General features: G+C 50.8%; 14 protein-coding genes. 7 read left to right on the forward strand and 7 right to left on the reverse strand.

Features of this window, described 5'->3' with window-relative positions:
* Positions 1 to 96 precede the first annotated feature (96 nt).
* Positions 97 to 1,788 (reverse strand): right-handed parallel beta-helix repeat-containing protein, encoded by a 1,692-nt coding sequence (locus tag HWI92_RS16780; protein WP_204657408.1) that lies wholly within the window; start codon positions 1,786 to 1,788, stop codon positions 97 to 99.
* A gap of 130 nt (positions 1,789 to 1,918) precedes the next feature.
* Complete coding sequence (locus HWI92_RS16785; RefSeq protein WP_204657410.1) at positions 1,919 to 2,338, reverse strand: ribosomal maturation YjgA family protein; 420 nt, start codon at positions 2,336 to 2,338, stop codon at positions 1,919 to 1,921.
* A 134-nt stretch (positions 2,339 to 2,472) separates the two neighbouring features.
* On the opposite strand from HWI92_RS16785, the gene HWI92_RS16790 reads away from it, so the two are divergent.
* Complete coding sequence (locus tag HWI92_RS16790; protein WP_204657412.1) at positions 2,473 to 5,004, forward strand: PAS domain-containing protein; 2,532 nt, start codon at positions 2,473 to 2,475, stop codon at positions 5,002 to 5,004.
* 106 nt (positions 5,005 to 5,110) lie between these two features.
* Here HWI92_RS16790 and HWI92_RS16795 read toward each other — a convergent pair whose 3' ends face one another.
* From HWI92_RS16795 to HWI92_RS16805, 3 genes are all read right to left on the reverse strand, one after another.
* A complete protein-coding gene (locus HWI92_RS16795) occupies positions 5,111 to 8,326 on the reverse strand; it encodes a CBM96 family carbohydrate-binding protein (protein WP_204657414.1) in 3,216 nt (1,071 codons plus the stop codon).
* A 76-nt stretch (positions 8,327 to 8,402) separates the two neighbouring features.
* Positions 8,403 to 11,642: a CBM96 family carbohydrate-binding protein gene (locus HWI92_RS16800; protein ID WP_204657416.1), complete on the reverse strand. Its 3,240-nt coding sequence runs from the start codon at positions 11,640 to 11,642 to the stop codon at positions 8,403 to 8,405.
* 73 nt (positions 11,643 to 11,715) lie between these two features.
* The gene (locus tag HWI92_RS16805; RefSeq protein WP_204657418.1) at positions 11,716 to 14,952 is read right to left on the reverse strand and encodes a CBM96 family carbohydrate-binding protein; all 3,237 of its coding nucleotides are present in this window, start codon (positions 14,950 to 14,952) and stop codon (positions 11,716 to 11,718) included.
* Between the two features lie 244 nt (positions 14,953 to 15,196).
* On the opposite strand from HWI92_RS16805, the gene HWI92_RS16810 reads away from it, so the two are divergent.
* A complete protein-coding gene (locus tag HWI92_RS16810) occupies positions 15,197 to 15,562 on the forward strand; it encodes a hypothetical protein (RefSeq protein WP_204657420.1) in 366 nt (121 codons plus the stop codon).
* 133 nt (positions 15,563 to 15,695) lie between these two features.
* Here HWI92_RS16810 and HWI92_RS16815 read toward each other — a convergent pair whose 3' ends face one another.
* Positions 15,696 to 16,769: a phage tail-like protein gene (locus tag HWI92_RS16815; protein ID WP_204657422.1), complete on the reverse strand. Its 1,074-nt coding sequence runs from the start codon at positions 16,767 to 16,769 to the stop codon at positions 15,696 to 15,698.
* 206 nt (positions 16,770 to 16,975) lie between these two features.
* On the opposite strand from HWI92_RS16815, the gene HWI92_RS16820 reads away from it, so the two are divergent.
* The 4 genes from HWI92_RS16820 to HWI92_RS16835 all read left to right on the forward strand — a co-directional run bounded on the left by HWI92_RS16820 (position 16,976) and on the right by HWI92_RS16835 (position 23,123).
* Complete coding sequence (locus HWI92_RS16820) at positions 16,976 to 18,100, forward strand: hypothetical protein (RefSeq protein WP_204657424.1); 1,125 nt, start codon at positions 16,976 to 16,978, stop codon at positions 18,098 to 18,100.
* 76 nt (positions 18,101 to 18,176) lie between these two features.
* Positions 18,177 to 19,403, forward strand: a complete 1,227-nt coding sequence (locus HWI92_RS16825; RefSeq protein ID WP_229248145.1) for a serine hydrolase domain-containing protein — start codon at positions 18,177 to 18,179, stop codon at positions 19,401 to 19,403.
* Between the two features lie 63 nt (positions 19,404 to 19,466).
* Positions 19,467 to 21,425, forward strand: coding sequence for an NADH-quinone oxidoreductase subunit L (nuoL, locus tag HWI92_RS16830; protein ID WP_204657426.1), 1,959 nt, complete (start codon positions 19,467 to 19,469; stop codon positions 21,423 to 21,425).
* A 30-nt stretch (positions 21,426 to 21,455) separates the two neighbouring features.
* Positions 21,456 to 23,123 carry a complex I subunit 4 family protein gene (locus tag HWI92_RS16835; RefSeq protein WP_204657428.1) on the forward strand — a complete coding sequence of 556 codons (1,668 nt, stop codon included), beginning with the start codon at positions 21,456 to 21,458 and terminating at the stop codon, positions 23,121 to 23,123.
* Here the strand turns inward: HWI92_RS16835 and HWI92_RS16840 are convergent, their stop codons facing one another.
* Complete coding sequence (locus HWI92_RS16840) at positions 23,124 to 23,525, reverse strand: hypothetical protein (protein ID WP_204657430.1); 402 nt, start codon at positions 23,523 to 23,525, stop codon at positions 23,124 to 23,126.
* 275 nt (positions 23,526 to 23,800) lie between these two features.
* Here HWI92_RS16840 and HWI92_RS16845 point away from each other — a divergent pair, with 275 nt between their 5' ends.
* Positions 23,801 to 24,916, forward strand: coding sequence for an acyltransferase family protein (locus HWI92_RS16845; protein WP_204657432.1), 1,116 nt, complete (start codon positions 23,801 to 23,803; stop codon positions 24,914 to 24,916).
* Positions 24,917 to 24,961: the final 45 nt, after the last annotated feature.

Genomic DNA, 24,961 nt, shown 5'->3' on the forward strand with positions numbered 1-24,961 from the left:
TAATACCATGCTAGCCGCTGCCGCGACCGGCGGTTTTTGAATGCGGTCCGGGACGAAAACGCGGATTGATATTTCTTTTAAAAAACAGATCGGCAATTACAAACCCGGCCCGTTATATGCGCCGATATTCGGAGCCGACGAAGCGGATACCGTATCCCCAAAATAATCCTTGCCTCCATTGCCCGAAATTACTTTCCCGCTCAATAAGCCGGCCGATCCTGCTTTCAGTTTGAAGCCGTTTGGATCCGGTATTCCCGCATTGACGAACCTGATATCTCCTGCAATAGGATGTACCTGCACGGGCTGGCCTGCTGCCTGGTTTTTGTAAAAAGAATTGTAGTCAAAAACATTACCGGTACTTCCGCCGAAACTGTAAGTGGTGCCGGTACCGCTGTTGTCAAAAATGTTATTGTAAAAATTCGTATTAGACGGCCAGCCGGCCCAGTCGTGGAAACGAACCATCTTTGTATTTGTCTGGCTCGGACCAATATCCACGACATTATTGTAGATCGACGTATTGGTAGCATTGCCCGACAATTTCAGCATGAATTTACCATCAACGGGGTGGCTGTATTTGCCATCTTTGATAAACAGATTATACCTGATAATGGTATTATCATTGAATCTCCCCGGACCGCCCGTAATCAGGATTCCGTAATCATTGTCGTGTATATAATTGTACTGGATAATGGTATTTTTAGTTTTATAGTCCGAATCAATCCCACCCGCATCGTCATCATCCACATTTGCCTTGGTATAGCGCGACTCATTAAACTGCCATACTGCATTGTCGGTATTGAAATTAAATGCTGCATTCCCTGATGCCTTGATCACGCAATGATCAAACACGTTATGCTCCATCAAAGGCCCGTCTGCAACACGAATGATCATGGCATTCGCACCTGTGTTGCTGAACGTGTTGTTTTTAAAAACCACATTGAGTGAAGGTTTCCAGTTGGTGTTTACGGTCAGCGTCCGGTCGGCCCAGGTCGACTCCGACCATAATCCGGTCCTGTCCACGTCATGGATGCTGCAATTATTTACGAGTATGTCATTGAACCAGGTCGGGGTGGCAGTGCCGGTGATGCGGAAGCACATGCCACCGTTATACTTGCTGTTTTCATCGGCCTGATTGATGTATCCGTTCACGCCGTGAACTTCGAGGTTATTGAGGTAAATGTGGTGGATCTCGCCCGCATCCTGTGCCGCAATCAGAATACCTATTTTCAATGCCGCACGATTGACTACCTGCTTCGGCCGGGCTGCATTGGCGTATTTGGTTGTATTATTTGACTCCCAGGTTTCCAGGCTCTGCCCATTTACCTCTGCCGGATCAAAATTGGTTACTTCGAGATCGTTAATTTCCCAGTATTGCTGGTTATAGAAATAGACAGCACCGTTTGTAACACCCGCGCCATTGATCCGGGGTTTTTTGCCCGATCCGTAGCTGCCAATGCTGATCGGATTTCCGCTGGTACCCGAACCCTGCGGATGCAGCTGCCTGGTCCAGCTGCCGCCTGCAACAAATAAAATGCGGTCACCCGGCTGAAACACAACCGAATTTACCTTTGAAACACTTTTCCATGCATTACCCTGGGATGTACCGCTCCGGCTGTCACTTCCATTGGCATTATCCACATAGTACGTCGTGCCTGCGGCTACACGCAAACCTGAATTTTCTGTACCGTCTGCGGCCGGAGATACGGTTTCGATGCCGGCATTCTTACAGGCTGCAATGCTGATTATCATCAGTACCGTAAAGGCAAGGTTTTGTAAATGATTTTTCATATTCTTCTTTTAGACAAACTGTAAGATTTACCGGAAAACACCTCGTTTATTAAGTGCTTAAACGGGTAATCTACCTGTGCATTGAAGTGAAAATGAATCATTTACTTACTATTCTGCCATGAATGTATGGTTACTTCACTTTTCCGGAAGCATCCATCAAAAATAGTTCGGCAAGCGCACCGAGTACAATGCCCAGACTATAACAAAGTAAGTCGCTCCAGACGAATGTAAAACCCAGTACCAGGCCGCCCAGTGGCATTCTTCTGATAGCATCAATCCAGGGCGCATGGTACAGCTGACTGAGCTCGATGCATACCGAAAACAACAATGCAGCGGCGGCTACCCTTCGCACCAGCCATCGCCGAAAAATGAAGGCCAATCCGAAAAACACCATCATGGCCCACAGTACATCGCCCACGTAAAGCCTGACAAATGAATACTGCCCCAACAACCGCCGCGACAAAAAACCAGCCAGCATGATGGCAATCGTGAGAGATCCGTAAACCAGCCGGCTCCGGAAAAAAACAGGTGAAGAAAAATGGTTGCGCATAAGTTCATAAACCAGGTGCATGCAATAAAACCGATAATCAAACAGGAATCACAATCATGATTAACTTTCTATTACCGCCGTGGGAAGGGTTCCTCCCCTGAGAATTTGCCAGACATCAGTCTGGATTTTTTAACTTGCCGTTACATAATCTCGAATTTGTGGAAAAACCATTCAATCAAAGCACCTATACCTTTTTCTCAGCTGATGACCGGATGAGCGAATTTGCCCGCCGGTACCACTGGCAGGATTCTCCTTTGGGAGTACCTGATCGCTGGCCTCAAAGTCTGCGCACATTGGTACAAATGATCCTGAACAGCCCGCTCCCGATGGCTGTTTTGTGGGGTACGGAGCTCATTACCCTCTATAATGATACATTTCACGAACTCTTCGGTGCACGCCGCCCCCATGCATTCGGGCAGCCGGCTGCCATGCTCGCTGAGGGCATCTGGCCGGAGGTTGTACCGCCAGCCCGCACGGTAGCTGCCGACGGCAGGGCCGTAACGCTGAGAAACCAGCCACTTGATTTTTACAAAATCGACCATACATCTTCGTCTTTCTGGGATTACAGCCTGAGCCCGCTGACGAGCGACGGGGGAAATATTGACGGAGTGCTGCTGACCTGTTCCGAAAAAACAAGTGAAATTGAAAATGCCCGGCAGCTCATCCTGTCGCAGCAGCGTTTTCAGAATCTGGTCAGGGATGCATCCATGGGCATTATCCTGCTGGAAGGTCCCGAAATGCGCGTGGAGATCGTCAACCAGGCTTATGCACAGCTGATCAACCGCAAGCCCGAAGAACTTCAGGGCCGCAGGCTGTTTGATGTAATCCCCGAAGCCCGCGATCCTTTTCATGGCATTATCGAGGAAGTCCGGTCAACCGGAAACCCCCTGTACCTTTTTCACCAGCCTTACTCGGTTGTGTCGGAAGATGGACCGAAAGAAGGTTACCTGGACCTTGTTTACCAGCCTTACAAGGAAGCGGACGGCTATATATCCGGCGTAATTATCCTTTGCCAGGATATGACCCAACAGGTATTGTCCCGGCAAAAGCTGGAAATCAGCGAGGCTAGGCTGCGGAGCGTTGTGGAAAGTGCACCTTTCCCGATCGGCGTATATGTGGGGCGGGAGATGCTTATACAGCTGGTAAACCAATCCATTATTGATGTTTGGGGAAAAGGTACGGACATCGTCGGCAAGCGGTATGCCGAGGTACTGCCCGAACTGGCCGATAAAGGCATTTACGAGCAGCTTGACCAGGTGTACATGACCGGGAAGCCGTACTATGCACACAATCAGCGCGTAGATCTGATGATTGAAGGGCAGCTTAAATCATTTTATTTCAAATATAACTTCACGCCCCTCTTTGATGCGGAGGGGAATGTATATGGCGTGATGAATACCGCTGCTGATGTGACCGACCTGGTGGTGGCGCAGCAGCAGCTGGTAGAGGCCGAGGCCAGCCTGAGGGATGCAATCGCACTCGCGCGCCTGGGTTCCTGGGAGCTCAACCTTGCAACCGGCCAGGTAAGCTACTCGGATACGATCCGGGAATGGTTTGGGTTCAGTGCCGGCCAGATTGAGCTGCCCGAAGTATATAACCCGATCCACCCCGAAGACCGGATGGATGTGGAAAGTGCCATACGTCATGCGCTGGAACCCGGCTCTACGGGTACCTATGATGCCGAGTACCGGCTCAATCCCTTTTCAGGCAGCCCCGAGCGCATTATCCATGCCCGGGGCAAGGTACTGTACGACATCGAAGGACAAGCTTACAAGCTGGTCGGTACTGCCCAGGATGTTACCGATGAGCGCCGCCGCCAGCAGGAGCTCGAACAGGTGGTTGAGATCAGGACCGAGGAGCTGGCAGCATTGAACGAGGAGCTCGCCGCTCAGAATGAAGAGTATATGGCGATCAATGAAGAACTGGAAGAAGCCAATCAGCAATTGCTGCGCTCGAATGAAAACCTGCAGCAATTTGCATACGTCGCCAGCCATGACCTGCAGGAGCCGCTGCGGAAGATCCAGCAGTTCAGCGATATACTAAAAACGCGCTACCAATCGCAGACCGGAGAAGCGGCCATATACCTTGAACGCGTACAATCGGCAGCCAGCCGGATGTCGATACTGATCAGGGATCTGCTCGACTTTTCAAGCATTTCAACCAGGCGCGGCATTCATCAGCCAGTTGCATTGAACAAAGTTATTGATAACGTACTAAATGTACTGGAACTGGCAATCACAGACAGTGCAGCGGAAATCAGGGTTGACAACCTGCCTACTATTTCGGGAGAGGCGATGCAGCTGGGGCAACTTTTTCAAAACCTGCTGAGCAATGCATTGAAGTTCCGCCGCCCGGGTCAGGCACCTTCCATTCATGTGAAGGCGAGCAAGGTAACATTAGCCGAGCTGCCGCGGACAGCTGCGCCGGCGCGCAGTGCCAGTACCTACCACCTGATTGAGGTGATTGATAATGGCATCGGCTTCGATGAGCAATACCTCGACCGGATCTTCCAGGTGTTTCAGCGGCTGCACGGTAAAAGCGAATTTGGCGGTACAGGCATAGGCCTGGCGATTTGTGAAAGGGTCGTAACCAATCATGGTGGTGCGATTACTGCCATGAGCCAGGTAGGACAGGGTGCTACGTTTCGGATTTATTTTCCGGTTTAGGGGAGGTTGGGTCAGGGGTTGTCAGGAATTGTCAGGTGTTGTCAGGGGTGGTCAGGTATGGTAGCGTACCGGCCTGGGTTGTTTTGGGCTGGTACGCTGTATTTTTTTAGTCTGATATCAGTACTTTCAGCACTTCTGATGCATGGTCTGATTGTATTTTGAGCAGGTAAATGCCTTTACTCAACGATAAGTTGGAAATATCCACCTCAGCTGTGGCTCCGCATCTTAGGACTTCTGTTGTTTTTAATGAAAATGTAAGGCCCGCTGCATTGATCAGGCTGAGCGAGATGTTGTCGTGGTGCTGCGGGCTGATTTTTACGGAGAGCTGTTTCTGGACGGGGTTGGGGAAAATGGTTGAGCTTGTCACTTCACTTACGGGCTTTTCAAAACCAGGGTTTGCGGCAAGGCGGATTGTGTTTAAAACAGGATCCGTCGTAGAAATGATTAGTTCGGGCGGATTAGAGCCATTTTCCTTACTATTAAAGACCATTCGCAGCTTACGGTTATCACTGTCCTGCAACACAAAGGTGATCATCTTATCGCCGGCAACCCACGATTTGGCATATTCAGTAACGTCAAATTCAAAGTAGGAAGCTGTTTCGGTGATGACACGCCTGTCTATTTCTTTCATACTACCGGCCGGCACATCATTCCAGGTGATTGTATTTTCGCTCCAGTCATCATTTTCAAGCGCAAAAACCCGGAATTGCAAAGGAAGGCCTGCTTCATGCTTGTACCCATAAATCCGTAGATATGCTTTGGTCACCTGACTGATACCCGCCAGCGAAAACTTCATGTAACTTTCCCGGTTCAGGTCGTTACGGCTCCCCCCTTTCACATCCAGCGTTGACTCCCTGCCAAAATTCTGATCGGCATAGCTCCCTCCCCTGACGTAGGCATCATCAGTAGGTTGCAAAGTCACTACCTGCAGGGGCTTAACGAATATAATTTCAAGTGCCGAAAGACGCGCCTTATCATCGGATGCATTGAAGTACAGATTGAGAAACCCGTCCGTTACCGCAACCTCCAGCGTCGCCTGGGTAGCCTTCAAGGCTCCGCCAGCCAAGGTGAAAATATCATAAAGATGCTGCTTCTGCTGACGCTCCATGGAAACATAGAACTGCCGGCTACCCCGACCTTCCCGTCTTTCCGCTACCCCCCAGTATGTTTCCGCAAAATGCATGACGATCTTGTAAATACCCGGCCTTTTTACCGGGATTGTGTAATCAAACTGGCGCGAGCAGCGCGCCACGCGGTACAGTTCATCATCTGCCGTGTAGGCAATATCCGGAACCTCCCGATCGCTGATTTCATCAATACCCGAGTAATATTTATCCGCCTGAAAAAACCTACCGTCGGCCGTCGTATAGTCGCCTCCGCCTGCGTTGATGCGGATCACATCATCAGGATTGCCGGCCAATGCTACTATTTTTACTTCGCGTTCCGAGGTAAGCACGGGCGTCCTGCTGGTACTTGCCTTTACACGAAAAATGTATGTTCCCGGCGTGGACGGCGTCCAGATAAATCTGCCGGAAGTATCCATCTGCGCGCCGGCAGGAGCATCTGTCAATGAAAAAATGGCGCGCTCCCCTTCACTCACGGCAGCCCTGGCCGTAAACATAGCGGCCTGATTCACAGGCACTGTAATGGTACGGATCGACGCAATGACCGGTGCAATACGCACGACCAGCTTCACGGAAACGGTTGCACTTGCATACCCTGCTGCGCCCACGGTCACATTCGCGGAGTAGCTTCCGCCAGCCAAACCAGCCGCATTGGCAGCCACCACCACATTATTACCGGTAACCGTGGCGCTCAGCCACGGACTGCTGGGCGGTGTAATGACATAGGGATCCACACTGCCGCTCACGGTCAGCGTCCGGGTTGGCGCCAGGCTGGAAGGGCTTGCATAAAAATTGACAATGCTGTCTGAAAGTTGGAGCTGACGGGTATTTCCCTCTGTCTGTAGTTTGAGAAGCCAAGCATCTCTCCCCGCGGAAGGCATCGGGATATCAGCTGTACCAGATTCAACTTTGGCCAGGCCGGCGAGCAGCAAACTGCCATCCGCGGCCAGCGTGATATCGGCAGGAACAGCAAAATCGGGGTAGTCGGAGGCTCCGTATGTCTGATTCCAGACCATCGTCCCACTTGCATCCAGCCTGATCAGCCAGACACAGTACAGTCCTTTCAGGGGCGCCGTTTTGTTTCCGTTCAGTCTTGAATAGGAATAGCCGCTCACTGCGTAACCGCCTTCGGGGAGCGGTATGACCGAACTTGCATAATCATAGGAGGTGCCTCCCAATGCATTATCCCATTGTACATTACCCAGCGCATCGGTTTTGACAACCCAGTAATCATCCAGCCCGAGGCTTTTTTTACTTTTATTTCCTGAAATCCCGGACCTTGAATTTCCGCATATGATAAACCCGCCATCAGAAGTGATTTCCAGATCGGTGAGCACGTCCGTATCATTTCCTCCGATCGTTTTATCCCAAATTTTATCACCATTAAAAGTAACCTTAACAAGCCAGAAGTCATTTTTACCAAATGCCTGACGCGTCTTGTCCGCTCCCAACGGCGAATCGGACGTTCCGCCAATAATAACCCCGTCGCTAGTCAGTTTCATGGCGCTCAACTGATCGTCACCTGTGCCGCCAAAGCTCTTATCCCACTGAACATTACCATTACCATCAATCTTCACAAGCCAGAAATCGTAAGACCCTTTCGATGCAGTTTTCTTTTCACCGCTGGTACCGGACAGGGTCGACCCTGCGAGCAGGTAACCTCCGTCGGGAGTTGGACTGACGGCTTTCAGCAAATCCTGATTGTCGCCGCCAATCGTTTTTTCCCATTGTTTAGTCCCGTCTTTTGACAGCTTGATGATCCAGAAATCGCCTGCATTGTCCGGTGACAGCGCACGGTCGTTCTCCGATTTATCCCTGCTTTTGTTGGACCGGGAAGTACCTGCCAGTAAATAACCACCATCCGGAGCAAGCGCTACACGGGTGTCCTGATCATGCTTGTTGCCTCCGAATGATTGCTCCCATTGAAGCGCGCCTGTTGCAGAAACCTTGGTCAGGCGGAAATCCAGATACCCCAGATCCCCCGGCAACTTACTCGTATTTTCTCCTGCCACCACGTATCCACCATCCGCAGTATTCATGATGGAGGTGAATTTGTCATCCCCCGGTTTGGAATACAATCGACTCCATTCAATGCCCGGCTGGGCGTGGAGCGTACCCGCACAGAGCAAGCAGGCGGTCAGTAATGATTTTTTAATATTCAGGGCTAATCTTCCCGGAAATTGTAATTGTTGATGCATCTGATTTACACATTATATTTTTTAAAATTTGAAAAAAGCGGCCCGGAACCACGCCCGGGCTGGTACGCTGTAAATCTTACTCCGCCACCAGCACTTTCAGCACCTCGGATGTATTATCGGAATGCACTTTGAGCAGGTAAATACCTTTGTGCAATGCCAGATTCGAAATGTCCGCCTCAGCTGTGGCCCCGCCACGCGGGGCTTCTTTGGTTTTTAGGAGAAATGTGCGTCCGGCTGCATTGATCAGGCTGAGCGAAATGTTGTCGTGGTGCTGCGGGCTGATTTTTACGGAAAGCTGCTTCTGGACGGGGTTGGGGAAAATGGTTGAGCTGACAGCTTCGTTTTCCGGCGTTTCAAAAGTCGCCGCTGCGGCTATGCGGGCTATGCCGGGCAAAGGATCCGTCGTGGTAATGATCAGCTGGGGAGGGTTGAGAGGATGCTCCTTGCTGTTGAAGATCACCCGCTTCTTTCCTTTGTTATTGTCGCGAAGTACCAGCGTAATGACTTTATCCCCGGCTGCCCATAGCTTTGCATATTTGCTCACGTCCACCCCGTAATACCCAGGCGTGCTATTTACCCCGAAAACGGCGATCTCCTCCATGGTACCTTGTGGTACCGTGTTCCAGGTAAGCGTATTTTCGATCCAGTTATCATTGTCGAGCATGTGGATGTCAATATTTGTAGATGCCCCCAGCTCCGGCTCATGATTATAGCCGTAGATGCGCAACCGGGCTTTAGTAATTCCGGTGATTCCTGCCAGGGAGAATTTAAGATAAGTGGCGCGGTTCAGGTCTTCGCGGCTTCCTCCTTTTACATCCAGCCCCGCTTCAGTGCCGAAGTTCTGGTCGGCATAGTTGCCGCCCCGCACATAGGCATCTTCCTCGGGTAGCAATGCCGCTACCTGTGTATTCTCAACACCCAATACCTCGATGGCTGAGAGCCTGGCTTTATCAGCGGATGCATTAAAATTCAGGTTAAGAAAACCGTCGGTTACAGCCACCTCAATGGTTTGCTGCACCATTTGGAAGGCGCCTCCGCCCGCAGTAAATATGTCAAAGCCCGAAAGCCAGGTTGTACCCTCCGCCGAGACATTGAAAACCCTGCTTCCCGGACCGGGCTGTCCTTTGACGGATGTACCCCAATAGGTCTCCGCAAAATGCAGTACCACTTTATAAACCCCTGGCTTCACCGGAATGGCATACTGGAACTGGGGCGAGCAGCGGGCGGTGCGGTACAGATCGTCGTCAATCGTATTGGCAATGTCTCCCTCTTTGCCATCACTGGTGCCGCCTTCACCGGAATAATATTTATCCGCCTGAAAAAACCGTCCGTCAGCTGTCGTGTAATCTCCGCCGCCCGCATTAATACGTATTACATCTTCCGGATCAGCTTGCAGGACTTTAATCTGTATGCTCTGCTCATTTTCAAATACAGGGGCTACACTGGTGCGGGCAATAATTTTAAATTTGAAAAAACCGGCTTGCTGGGGTGTCCAGCTGAAATTGCCCAAAGAATCCATAATGGCGCCAGCCGGTGCTCCGACTAATGATATGATCGCCCGCTCACCGGGGTTCGGCCTGACAATTGCCTTGAACCTGGCCGTTTGATTGACATTGACCGTAATGGGAGCAATGGGTGCGATAGAAGGCGCTCGACGTTGTGTAATCCGGACCGGAACGATCAGGCGGGCATATCCCGGAGCACTAATCCCAATGGTGGTCGAAGAAGCTGATCCATCCATATATATGATTGTCCCATTTGCGGTAAATTTAACATTGCTTCCGGAAACTGAGACTTTCAGCCAGTTTTTGTCAGACTGTTTGATTTTAAATGTTGGAAGTAGACCGCCGGTTGCTGTTAACTGAAGTGTCTTTGTCGGTCTGAAAGCATTGGTAGGATCTCCAACGAAATTGACCTCACTTTCCGACAGAAGCAGTTTTTTATCATTATCCTCTGCCAGCAGCTTGATGAGCCAGCTGTCTATTCCATCGGTGGTTTCTGCCATATCCACAGTCGCAGTCCTGTTCACTGCCTCAGCGGCGATCAAAAACCCACCATCTGCCGTGCTGATAAAATCACCCGTCTTTGTATAGTTCTGCTTCCCGTCGGATCCAATTGTTTTTTCCCAGGTTTTTTTACCCGCATCATCCAGCCGCACGATCCAGATGTTTCCACTTCCTTTCAAAGGTGCCGACTTATCGCCTGAAGTACCCGAGGTAGAGTAGCCGCTCAGCACGTACCCGCCTTTCGAATGCTGAATAATTTTTGCAGGCACGTCATAGCCGGAACCACCGATTGTTTTATCCCACTGAACATTGCCCGAACCATCCGTTTTGACAACCCAGTAATCTTCCCCGCCACGGTTATTTTCGCTCTTGTTCCCTCCGATACCCGAAGTTGAGTTTCCGCTTAAAACATACCCGCCATCGGAAGTTACAGCCAGGTCGGTCAAGCTTTCAGCAGACAAGCCGCCTATGGTTTTATCCCAGAGTTTGGTCCCGTCGGCGGCAAGCTTCACGAGCCAGTAGTCCGTTGCGCCTATTGCATTCTGGCTTTTATCTCCACTGACAGCTGAGTTGGAAGTTCCGCCTAATATAATGCCGTCCGCAGTCGGCTTCATGGCATACAGACTATCCTGCCCGCTTCCGCCATAACTTTTATCCCACAAAACCTTCCCGGCCGCATCGATCCTGACAAGCCAGAAATCAGAACCTCCTTTTGAGGCAGTACTTTTTTCGCCGCTGATCCCCGATGAAGAAGATCCGCCCAGGAGAAAGCCGCCGTCACTGGTAGCAGCTACGGCTTTCAGAAGTTCACGGTTGCTGCCGCCGATCGTTTTATCCCATTGCTTGGTCCCATCTGCGGCCAATTTGATCACCCAGAAATCGCCCCGGCTGTCCACTGACACGGCCCGGTCGTTTTCAGACTTATCACCGCTTTTGTTCGACTGGGAGGTTCCGGCCATGAGAAAGCCGCCGTCGGATATGGGTAAGACTTTGGGGTTTTCGTCCGGACTAATGCCTCTGAAAAACTTTTCCCATTGAAGGATACCCTGGGCAGAAATCTTGATTACCCGGAAATCGTTGTTTAAGTCATATCCATTAGTGCTACCTAAGCTATTACCTGCTGCTATGTAGCCGCCGTCGGACGTTGCAACAACGGACGTCAGCCTGTTGGCCGGTCCCGTTCCATACCCACCTCCCCACTCTATGCCCGGCTGGGCGTAGCTGGCAACAGAAAGAAAAAGACAACCTACCAGTGCTATTCCGGGTAGTTTAGAAATGAATTGTGAAAGGCATCGTAGTTGTAAAATCATTTGTTTGACCGGGATAAATATTAAGAATTAAAATACGGCCCGGAACCACGCCCGGGCCGGTATGCTGTAAATCTTACTCCGCCACCAGCACTTTCAGCACTTCCGAAGCATTGTCCGAATGTACTTTAAGCAGGTAAATGCCTTTTGCCAGCGACAGGTTTGAAATATCCGCCTCAGCTGTGGCTCCGCCTCTTGGGGCTTCTTTGGTTTTTAATGGATAGATGCGGCCAGATGCATTGATCAGGCTGAGTGAAATGTTGTCGTGGTGCTGCGGGCTGATTTTTACGGAGATTTGTTTCTGGACGGGGTTGGGGAAAATGGTTGAGCTGGCAGCTTCTATTTCTGACGTTTCAAAAGCCGGCGCTGCGGCTATGCGGGCTATGCCGGGCAAAGGATCCGTTGTGGTGATGATGAGCTGGGGTGGGTTGAGAGGATGCTCTTTGCTGTTGAAGATCACCCGTTTCTTTCCCTTATTATTGTCGCGAAGGACGAGGGTAATCACCTTATCGCCGGCTGCCCATGATTTGGCATACTTGGTCACATCGAGTTCGTAATATCTGGCAGTACTGTATGCCCCGAAAATAGCAATCTCCTTCATCATACCCTGCGGTGCTGTATTCCAGGTGAGCGTATTTTCATTCCAATCATCATTATCAAGCGTGTGAATATCGACAGTCACCACAGACCCCAGCTCCGGTTCATGATTGTAGCCATAGATCCGCAGCCGGGCTTTGGTCAGTGAATTGATGCCCGCTAGGGAAAATTTGAGATAAGTTGCGCGGTTCAGGTCTTCGCGGCTTCCTCCCTTTACATCCAGCCCGGCTTCGCTGCCGAAATTCTGATCGGCATAGCTGCCACCGCGGACATACGCATCCTCCTCGGGCAGCAAGGCAACTACCTGAGTACTTTCAACCCCCAATACCTCAATGGCTGAAAGCCGGGCCTTGTCAGCTGATGCCGTGAAATCCAGATTGAGAAAACCATCCGTCACCGCAATCTCAGTGGTTTGCTGCACCATCTGGAAAGCACCTCCGCCCACAGCGAAAATGTCAAAGCCTGAGAGCCAGGTAGTGCCTTCGGCAGAAGCGCTGAAGACCCTGCTTCCTGCACCCGGCTGTCCTTTGGCAGATGTGCCCCAGTAGGTCTCCGCAAAATGCAGCGTAACTTTATAAACCCCCGGCTTCACCGGAATGGCATACTGGAACTGGGGCGAGCAGCGGGCGGTGCGGTATAGATCATCGTCAATCGTATTTGTAATGTCCCCCTCCTTGCCATCACTGGTGCCGGCTATACCTGAGTAATATTTGTCAGCTTGAAAAAGACGTCCGTCTGCTGTCGTATAGTCGCCGCCACCTGCATTGATGCGGACGATATCTTCCGGATCAGCTTGAAGAACTTTGATCTCTACGCTCTGTTCGGACTCAAATACGGGAGCTGCACTGGTGCGGGATTTAACCTTAAACTTATACAAACCGGCCCGCTGAGGAGTCCAGCTGAAATTGCCCAGTGTATCCATGATGGCACCATCCGGAGCTCCAATCAATGAGAACAAAACCCACTCGCCGGGATTAGCCCGGGCAATGGCTTTAAACCTGGCGGTTTGATTGGCAATGACCGTAATCGGAGCAATCGGAGAAATGTAGGGTGCGCGGCGCTCAGAGATCCGGACAATGACAGAAACGCTGGCATACCCGGGGGCTGTAATCGTGATCGTGGTGGAAGACGTTGCGCCGGGATTCAGGATCCGCGAATTTCCGGAAAACTTGATGTTGGCGCCGGAAGCAGAAACGTTCAGCCAATTTTTGTCTGACCGCTGTAATGTAAACGGAGGAAGCGTTCCGTCGCTGGCTGTAAGTGTAATAACCTGTACCGGATTGTATTGATTAGTCGGTTCTCCTAGTAATTTGACCTCACTGGCTGAGAGAAGCAGCTTTTTATCATTATCCTCTGCCAGCAGCTTGATTATCCAGCTTTCTATGTCGTCGGTAATTTCAGGCATATCCGCAGTCCGGTTCCTGTTTTTTGCTTCCGCAGCGATCAAAAACCCACCGTCAGGTGTGACGATCAGGTCGCCGGTTTTTGTGAAATTATCCTTACCGGCAGACCCGATTGTTTTTTCCCAGACCTTTTTACCACCGCCGTCCAGCCTCACCATCCAGATACACCCAATGCCCTTCAAAGGCTCCGACTTGTCGCCCGAAGTACCCGAGGTGGAGTAGCCGCTCAGCACGTACCCGCCTTTTGGATGCTGAATGATTTTAGCGGGCACGTCGTAACTGGTACCACCAATTGTTTTATCCCACTGAACATTGCCCGAACCATCCGTTTTGACGACCCAGTAATCTTCTGCACCGCGGCCGTTTTCACTTTTATTTCCTCCAATATTCGAAGTAGAACTTCCGCTCAAAACATAACCGCCATCGGATGTGAGAGCCAGGTCTGTCAAACTTTCAGCAGACAAGCCGCCTATGGTTTTGTCCCAAAGTTTGGTTCCGTCGGTGGAAAGCTTTACGAGCCAGTAGTCCGTCGCACCCACGGCATTCTGACTTTTATCCCCACTCAAAACAGAATTGGAAGTCCCGCCCACGATAATGCCGTCAGCAGTTGGTTTCATGGCATACAGGCTATCCTGACCGCTTCCGCCGAAACTTTTATCCCACAAAACCTTCCCGGCCGCATCCATTTTGACAAGCCAGAAATCAGAATCTCCTTTTGAGGCAGTACTTTTTTCAGCGCTGATACCCGATGAAGAAGACCCGCCCAGCAGAAATCCACCATCATTGGTAGCAGCTACGGCTTTCAGGAGTTCACGGTTGCTGCCGCCGATCGTTTTATCCCATTGCTTCGTCCCGTCTGGCGCCAGTTTGATCACCCAGAAATCGCCCCGGCTGTCCACCGACACGGCCCTGTCGTTTTCAGACTTATCGCCGCTTTTATTGGATTGGGAGGTTCCGGCGAGCAGGTAGCCACCATCCTGGGTGAGTATAATCCTGGGATTTTCATCCATACGATCGGCTCTGAAAAACTTTTCCCATTGTACAGCACCCTGGGCAGAGATCTTGACGACCCGGAAGTCTTTCGATGAAAATGCCTGACCCATGTATCCATTTGCATCACCCGCTGCCACATATCCGCCATCTGCTGTGGCTACTACGGAGGTGAATTTGTTAGTCAGCGGATACGCATACGCTTTCCCCCATTCAATGGCGGGTTGTGCATAGCTGGCAGCAGAAATAAACAGGCAAAACATCAGCAGTAGCTGCCGGAAATCAATATAAAAATGTAACGTACCTCGTATTTGTGATGCCATATGTTTGATCAGGATAAATGTTAGAAATTAAAACCCGGCCTGGGCCGGTATGTTATGATTTTTACTCCGCTACCAGCACTTTCAGCATCTCCGAGGTATGGTCCGAATGCACTTTACCTTCCCGCTATGTACGATTAGACCTGTAAGCCCCCGCAATACTGCCGTTTGACAAACATTTTTTTATATTCAGGAATAAAGGCACTGGAAGCATGGTTCCGGCGAATTATAATGACCTGAAATACAGATGACAAAACCCACTGATGATGATCGCGTGCGGGTGCTGCCTGCTGCGGACATGCTGAAAATAATCCTGAAAAATACCTTTTTTGAAGACGGCCTGCTGGATGAGCCGGGCCGCATTGCATTTGGCTGGGAAGAAACTGCGGGTGTACCCGTATTGCATTTCGGGTTTACCAATCCGGGGTATGACCTGGCATTGCCATTGTGGAAAGAAGCATTGAAAAAAAGTGAGGCAGGCTGGCTCACCCGGCCCGAAATTACCATCCAGTTGCAGCTCAGTGAAACGGTCATTACAGACCGTATTGCAAGAAGAAACTTTACACTGAACCCCCATGAAAGCGAAAAGCTGCGGGCTGCGCTCCTTCGCTGAGGTTCATTTGTTTTACAGATACACAAAAACAAAGACACCCGGTAAAACCAGGTGCCTTTGCGCATTCATAACCAAACCCGGGCATTGCTGCCCTGGATTCTCAAACTCCCATTTACCCTTTTTATGAGGCTCTTTATAGCGGTGTTACAAGGTGGCCGGAGAAGTAGGTATTATAAGGTTCAGTATGTAGATAGATATAGTCTCCATTTAAATTGGTGACGACGACGAATATTCTTTCTCCCTGGTTCAGTTTCACATCTACAGACAGATTGTTGAAGAACAACGTTTGAGTCCCAAAGGAAGACTCGGCTGCTACCAATGAAATCGATCCATTTACATCTTTGTTTAGCTTCAACCCTACATAATGTTCGCCATCATTTCCAGTTCCATCGGGCATATTAGATAACAACTTGACATCAAAATGATAAATACCATTAACGGGTGCTATAAACGTACTATGTGGATTGCTATTGACATCATTATAGTTATTCCCTAAATCATACTCTTCGGATGCGAAAGGAATCTTAGTATCAAAATTACCACTTGCGGTCTTCTCACTCCCTCCACCTTTCACCCCACTCGCCTTAAAAGCAACCTTTGGAGCCACTTTCGGATCCTGCCACGTCGCATAACCATCGCTACCAACACTAGTAAGTACTTTTCCTGCAGCAGGATTAAGATTGCCTCCTGATAATTTAACATCACCATTTACAACCAATGCATATCCGCTTGGATCACTTTCGGCCAAAACACCAATTCCTTTGCCCGAACTATAACCTTTAATAGCAGCACTACCTAATGCACCATTATAATTATCAATCTGAAAAGCGGCTCCATTGTGCTCGGCGGCAACATAGTAGGGGATTTTAAACTGGTTGAGGTTGGTCCAGTTGGGTAAAGTTTTGGTGCCGTTGTTGTAGTAAAAACCTGCTCCATCCAATGCAGGATTGGTATTGTAGATCAGCAACCCGGGTGCGGGTGCGGGGATGGTTGTCTTGTCCGTTACACTCTGAAGGTTCACCTGTGGCAGCAGCAGGCCGCTGTTACTACTTTGGATATGCAGCGCAGCACTGGGGTCAGGCGTAGTGGTATTAATGCCCACGCCTTGTGCAAGTACCAGGCTGCCTGCCCCGGGCAGCACGCTCAGACACAGGCCGGCAACCATCATGCGCAAGCCGCGGAGCAGTTGTGTAGGGTTACTATTCATTTTTATTGCGGTTGATTTTTCTGTAAAAACTTTCGGGTAAGGTAAACCGCTGCCTTGCTCTCCCGCAAAACCAATGAACCAGCGGCAGGTTCGGGATAGCCTGCGGCAAATTTTGCCTTAACAGGCTCTGAGGAAGCATTTCCATGTATGTGACTCAACCAGCCAACAGCCGTCTCAATCCAGTCACCATTCTTTAATTCCGGATCATGTATGCATTAAACCCTTACGCTGGCCTGCTGGCCCTGCTCTGCCTGCTGTGCAGCAAGCCTGCAGCAGCCCAGCCCTTCCAGGCCAAATGGACCATGGACAACACCCAGGCCGGCAGCTCGTCGCACGCCAACTTCACACCCCAGGATGCCAGCCTGCTCGGCGGCCCCAATACCTACGCGCTGGCCTCCATTTACAGCCCCGACGGGCACGGCGGCATGGCCTACATTGTACGGCCCTGGCCCGCAGGATTTTCCGTCAGCCGCAGCATGGAGTTCGGGTTGAAGGTCAATGCATTCAAGTACGATATTACCAGTATTTCGTTCAGGCTGAGGCGCTCTCCCACGGGCACTACGCAGGTAAAGCTGCGCACCAGCGCAGACGGCTTTGCGGCTGATGTAGCCACCTGCAACCTCCCCAATGCGGATGTATTTTACAACTTTACCATCCCGGTTTCATTCCTGAACCTCACGGCTGCTAACTTTTCCATCCGCCTCTGCGGCTACAATGCAACCAATGCCACACTGGGCGTACTCTGGTTTGATGACGTCGTGATCGGCGGCCAGGTACTGCCCATTGTGCTGCCTATAAGCCTGACCTACCTGCGGGCTGCTACTGCAAATGATCAGGTGACATTATCCTGGGAAACAGCCTGGGAGAAAAACAGTGACTATTTTGCAGCAGAGCGCAGCGTAGATATGCAGCATTTTGAACCCATTGCCCGCATCCCCGCATCCGGCGAAACAGTCCGGCGTAACGCATACCAGTATACGGACAACCATCCGCTGCCGGGCACAAGCTACTACCGCCTCCGCCTCACCGACCGCGATGGTACTTTCACATGGTCCTATGCCGTCAGTGCAGCAACGGGCACGATGCGGAAACAGCTGGTGCCGGCGCCCAATCCGGCAAGCCCCGGACTGATCCGTCTTGCGGGTACCGACCTGGATATTTCAACTTTGGTGCTGAGAAATAAGGAGGGTCGCAGAATACCTGCCCAGGTGACAGCTAATTCTTCTGGTTACATTGATATTGTGCCTGTTAGCCTGCTGCTGCCGGGGATATACCTCCTGTCGCACGGAAATGGGGAACACAAAGAAGAAGTGAAAGTTCTGGTTCCTTAAATTATTGTCCTTTTAATTTGTAATATAGTGTACAAAAAGGTTTCCATCCGTAGCAGCGTTCCCCTATTAAAATAATATGGCCTTAAAGCCTATGTTCAGAAAAGTGCAGCCGAAAGTGGTGCTGGCGGTACTGGCCGTCATTGTAGTTGTGATTGTGTCATGGGGACTGGTCAGGAAAAACAAGTCGGCGCACGAGCTGGCCGCTGTCGATCCTGTAAAGATTGCAAAGCTTGACCCTGTCACCGTTAAAAATCCGGACGCAGCGACTGCCCTTAAAATTGCCAGAATCGACCATATTTTTCAGAAGAAAAGGCGTGCGGGTTTCAATGGAAACGTGCTGGTTGTGCAAAAAGGCCAGATACTTTACCAGGGCTCATTCGGCTTTGCACATTTAAAGGAAAAGGATTCACTTACCGCTGCTTCCCGCTTTCAGCTGGCATCCCTCTCCAAGCCATTTACCGCAGTAGCAGTCCTGAAATTGATCCAGGAAGGCAAAGTAAGCCTGGATGATTCGGTACAGCGGTTTTTTCCTGAGTTTCCTTATCACGGGGTAAAGGTGGACATGCTGCTGAGCCACCGCAGCGGACTGCCCAATTATATTTACTCCTTTCCCGACAGCATCCGGCACGGTCAGAAGTACCCCGACAACCTGGATATTATGGACTGGTATGCCAGAGTAGTGCCCACACCCCGGCCTTACAACCATCCCGGCCGCTCTTTTAATTATTGTAACACCAACTATTGCGTGCTGGCTGCGATTGTGGAAAAAGTGACGGGTGAGCCGTTTGGCGTGTACCTGCACAACCAGATCCTCGCCCCGCTCGGCATGCGCAACACCTACCTCGTCACCGATACTACGAGCGTGGCTACGCAGCTTCGTACCGTGGGACACCAGTATGGCCGCCGCCTTGAAAAGGATTACTATGATGATGTTGTCGGCGACAAAGGCCTTTATTCCACAACCAATGATATTTACCGTTTTTACAACGGGCTTATGCAGGGAATGCTGCTCGATAAAAAGCTGCTGGATGAGGCTTTCAAGCCGCGCAGCTTTGAGCATGCCGGTATCCGCAACTATGGATACGGATTCAGAATGCACATCAAGGAAGACAACTCGCCCCGGTTCATTTACCATGGCGGCTGGTGGAAAGGGTACAATACCATGCTCTGGGTGTGCCCTGAGGACGAGGCTGTGATCATTGTGCTCGGCAATACCTATAACCGCTCCACCTACGACCTGCGTGAGTTGCTGGAAGTAATCCATGGCCCGGGCAAGATCGAGGATATCGAGAAAGACGTTTAGGTTTATTTGAATTCGGCTTCGAATTCAGGATATTTGCCCGCAAACCAACGAATAGGAGTCCCAATGCCCGAAACCGCATACATTTTACCTGCTTGTCTGCTGTTGGGCTTACCATTTGCCGGTTTTCTCCTGCTCTGGCTCGGGGGCAAAGGTCTTAATCACGTCGCCGGCTGGATGGGCGCGGCACTTACGGCCGCAGGTCTGGCCGTCAGCCTCATTTACGCTGACCTTGAGGCAACCCATACCCTGCATTTCAACTGGGCTGTCATTGGCAAAACTTCCATTGAAATTGCCCTCCGCTTTGACCGGCTCACGTGCCTGATGCTGACAGTTGTGCATTTTGTCGCGCTTCTCGTGCAGCTTTATTCCACTGCCTACATGCATGGCGATCGTGCATTGCACCGCTACTTTGCATTTATCCAGCTTTTCCTTTTTTCCATGATCGGGATCGTGCTTTCGGGCAGTCTCATTGTGATGTATATTTTCTGGGAACTGGTGGGGCTCTCGTCCTATCTGCTTATCAGCTTCTGGTACTTCCGGCCGCGGGCGGTATGGGCTGCGCAAAAAGCATTTGTGCTCAACCGCATCGGTGATGCAGCATTCCTGTCCGGCATTTTACTGCTCTTTTACTATACAGGCTCTACCGACTTTGAAGTAATATCTGAAGAAATCACTGCGCTTGATCCAATGATCCTGACGGGCATCGGCCTGTGTCTGTTTGGAGGCTGTGTAGGCAAATCTGCCCAGTTTCCACTTTCCGGCTGGCTGCCCGATGCGATGGAAGGTCCTACACCTGTATCGGCACTGATCCATGCGGCAACCATGGTGGCGGCGGGTATTTTTCTGCTGGCCCGGATTGCATTCCTCCTTACGCCGCATGCACAGCTGGTCATCATACTCATCGGCACAATCACCATGCTCACCGGCGCCGTACAGGCAGTACGCGCCTGGGATATCAAGCGTGTCCTGGCCTACTCCACCATGTCACAGCTTGGGCTGATGGTTGTAGCGGTGGGCTTCGGCAGCTGGGAAACAGCCATATTTCACCTGACTACGCACGCGTTTTTCAAGGCCGGACTTTTTCTTTCCGCCGGCTCGGTGATCCATGCGGTGACGCCCGCTGATCCTGTTGCGGGCTTTGATCCGCAGGATATGCGCACGATGGGCGGGCTTCGGCGGGCACTGCCCATCACCTTCATCTGCTTTGCAGTTTGTGCGGCGGCGCTGGCAGGTCTGCCTTTGTTTTCAGGGTTTTTATCCAAAGATGCGATCATTACCGAAGGTTTTTTATGGGCTGAAAAGTATGGAGCGGCAGCTTACATTTTTCCTATACTTGTCATCTTTTCGGCCGGGCTTACTGCTTATTACATGACGCGCCAGGTATGGCTGGTTTTTTTTGGAGAAAAAAGGTTTACAACATTCCCGTCTGTTCACGCGCATGAGTCACCCGCTGTGATGTGGCTGCCGATGGCGCTGCTGGCTGCATTGTCATTCTTCATCTGGTTTTCATGGAACCCATTTGCTGCCGGCTGGTTTCTCGAATGGCTCGGATTGGACGAAGCCGTACACCTTGGCTGGATACCGGTAGTAGCCACATTGACTACGATCGTTTCTATTTTACTGGCTTACCGGGAAATTACTGCTGCGGATCCATTCAGCCTGCACGCACCTGCCACCGAAAAAGCTGCACGCAAGCGTACAATGTTTAACTGCCTAAGGGATTACTCTTCGGAACACTATTTCATTGCACCCTTTTCATGGATTGCCGGCAGGCTGCAAAAGCTCGAAAAACGTGGCATAGATGCATTCGTTGATTTTGTAGGCAGAGGTGCCGTGGTACTGGCGCATATGATTGCCACATTTGACAAATACATTGTAGACGGCGCAGTAACCCTGACGGTAGCCGCTATACGTTCATCCGGCCAGGTAGCACGCAGCATTCAGAATGGCCGGATACAATCCTATTACATTGCCACCGCGCTTGGCGTTTTTTTACTGATATTGTGGCTGGTAGTCGCATAAGCCTGTCGCATCCGCATTAATCCTGTTTTCATGCTCGACCATATACTTTCTTTACTCATCATTATTCCAATCTTCGGTGCTGCGGCTGTGGCTTTCTGGCCCACGACCCGCGATTCCGATTACAGGATCATTGCACTTACAGCCCTGGTTATTGAGCTGGTGGTAACCGCAGGAATGTATTTTCTTTTTGACAACCACAATCCCGGCTTCCAGCTTTCCGAAACCTCCGACTGGATTACCCTGCCTATCGGATCGCTGGGTGTCATATCTGTGGACTATGCGCTGGCCGTGGACGGGATCAGCTTTCCGCTGGTACTGCTGGCCGTGATCGTATTGTTTGCCGGCATCATCAGTTCCTGGAACATCAACCATAAAACCCGCGCGTACTTTGCATTGTACCTCCTGCTGAGCGGCAGCGTGATCGGGTGCTTTCTGGCACAGGACTTCTTCCTGTTCTACCTGTTTTTCGAGTTTATGCTCCTTCCCATGTATTTCCTGATCGGTCTGTGGGGTGGTCCGCGGCGGGAATATGCTGCATTGAAATTCTTTGTCTATACCTTTCTGGGCTCCTTGCTGATCCTGATTGTCATGATCGGCCTGTACCTTTCCGTGATTGATCCGGTTGAAACCGCCAGGCTGGTGGGCATGCTCGGCCTGGAAGACGTCATTCCTGTCGAAACAATCCCGCAGATACAGGCATGGCTTGCCGAGGGCAAAATTGCGCCCGAGCAGATGGTGCATACGTTCCGGTTTTCCTACCTGGCCGACGCCGATAATTACATTCCGGGCTCGCTGCTCAACCTGGCATCCCAGTACTTTATCCTTCACCTGCCCGTGCGGCTCATTGCATTCTGGTTCCTGTTCATCGGATTTGCGGTCAAGCTCCCTGTCGTGCCGGTGCATACCTGGCTGCCCGATGCCCACGTGGAAGCTCCCACACCTATATCCGTGGTGCTTGCAGGAATCCTGTTAAAGATCGGCGGGTACGGTTTCATCCGGATTGTTGACGGCTTTTTCCCACTGGAAGCATCGTACAGCACAGTACCACTGGCCATTTTAGGGATGGTATCCATTGTTTACGGCGGCTTCAATGCACTCGGGCAAAATGATCTTAAGAAAATGATCGCCTATTCTTCAGTATCACACATGGGCTTTGTGCTCCTGGGGATTGCAGCCTTTACCGCAGAGGGCATCAATGGTGCCATTTACCAGATGGTGAGTCATGGTATCCTGTCGGCGATGCTCTTCCTGCTTACCGGGGTACTTTATGACCGTACCCACGACCGCCGCATCGAAAACTACCGGGGTCTGATCAGCGTCATGCCGCAATTTACCGTGCTCACAGGCATTGCATTCTTTGCTTCCCTCGGACTACCCGGGTTTTCGGGATTTGTGGGAGAGCTTTTTACGCTGATGGGCGCATTCCAGTCTACCACGCTGCCGGTCTGGATCCCGGTGCTCTCCACACTTGGGATCGTGCTCGCAGCCGGCTATTTCCTCTGGACATACCAGCGCATGTTTTTTGGGTCGTACTGGTACCGGAATGAAACCAGTCACGTGCTGACAGATCTTACTCTCCGTGAAAAAGCACTGCTGGTTCCACTGGCCGTAATTACCGTGCTGATCGGTATCCTTCCGGGTATCCTCTTCAACATGACAGGCCCGGCCGTACAGGCCTGGCTGGAAGGATTGCGGTAATTACTTCCCGAAAATCTGATCCAGGCTGAACCTGCCCTTGCGTGACAGTTCCTGTAATTTCTGCTGCTGACCGGCTGTGAGTACCTCGATCATTTCCCGGCGTTTCTCTTCCTGAAGCCGCTTGCGGTCCCGGCGCCGGGTATCATCCTTTCTTCTCATTTTCCGCTCCATTTTTGCGTAGCGGCGATCGATCTTTTTCAGCTGTTTTTGCTGCCGCTTTGTAAGTTGCAGCTCTTCCGCAAACTGCTCCATGTTCTTTTCGAGCCGGCGGTTGTTGAGCTTGCTGTTATATACCGGCTCTTCAGTCTGGTAGTTGTCGCCCGTAGCAGAGGACCCGGATGTGGCGCAGCCGCCCAGCCACAGTCCGGCCAGTATGCATGCAATCGTCAGGAGTTTTTTCATTGAATTACAATTAAAAATTTGATGCTTATAACGCAGTGAGGCCGAAAGGCCATATACAGCCGGAAATTCTATTTTTGGAAGGCACGTTCATGGTCACTCTGCCGGATACTCATTCTTTGACTATTTTACTGACTTACAGGCTTATTTGAATAAATATATTTTAGTGACAAGGATGAAATAGTATTTTTTGCGAACTTTCGGGTACTAGCATTTAGATTTTATTCTAAAAGAGTTACCTATTCCCAAATTTTATTTCCCTTACCCCATCTTTTGTAATGAAAGAAAGTACCCCCTCTCACAGATTGCTGTCGCTGGATACGCTGCGCGGTTTTGATATGTTCTGGATCACGGGCGGCGAAGAGATCTTCGCAGTGCTGGCCAAAGTCACAGGCTGGTCATGGGCTATTTTTATGGCACACCAGTTTACGCACCCGGATTGGAACGGTTTCCGGGCTTACGACCTCATCTTCCCGACCTTCCTTTTTATGGCGGGTGTTTCCACGCCATTTTCACTGGGAAGCCGGCTGGAAAAGGGCGTTCCTCCCTCCGAGCTGATCGGGAAGGTAATCCGCCGCGGACTGATCCTGGTATTTCTTGGCATCATTTATAATAATGGTATTTTCCATACCGAGTGGGCCAGAATGCGGTACCCCAGCGTACTCGGCCGCATTGGTCTTGCAGGTATGTTTGCACAGATTATTTACCTGTATACCGGCCCCAAAGCACGCTGGGCCTGGTTTGCCGGACTGCTGCTCGGCTACTATGCATTCATGATGTTTTTCCCGGTACCCGGCTGCGAACCCGGCACCCTTACCATGGAGTGCAACCCGGCCAGCTACATTGACCGCCTGATTATTCCGGGCAGGCTTTACCTCAAAATACATGATCCGGAAGGACTAATTTCAGCGATTCCGGCAATTGGTACCGGGCTGATGGGCATCTTTGCCGGCGAGCTGCTGAGAACAAGCGACGAGATCATCGCCCGCAAATCCAAAGTCGTGTACCTGATTTTTGCCGGTATTGTAAGCCTGCTGCTCTGCGTGGTCTGGGATCATTTTTTCCCGATCAACAAAAACCTTTGGACCAGCTCCTTCGTACTATGCGCCGGTGGCTTCAGTACCTTGCTGCTTGCATTGTTCTACTGGATCGTGGATGTCATGAATTTCAGAAAATGGACGCTTTTCTTTGTCGTGATCGGGATGAACTCCATTGTGATTTACATGGTTGGACGCTTTATAGATTTCGCCTACACCGCGCATGCACTTTTCGGCGGCATCCTCTCCTACTTCCCCCACCCTGTAGAAGCCATGGGCGAAGTAATCGCGATTATCATGGTACAATGGGTATTTATGTATCTGTTATTCCGGAACAAGTTATTTCTGAAGGTTTAAGGAAGTCATTGGGTCATTGAGTCATTGGGTCATTAGGTCATTAGG

This window comes from Dyadobacter sandarakinus (genome assembly GCF_016894445.1).
Classification (GTDB): Bacteria; Bacteroidota; Bacteroidia; order Cytophagales; family Spirosomataceae; genus Dyadobacter; species Dyadobacter sandarakinus.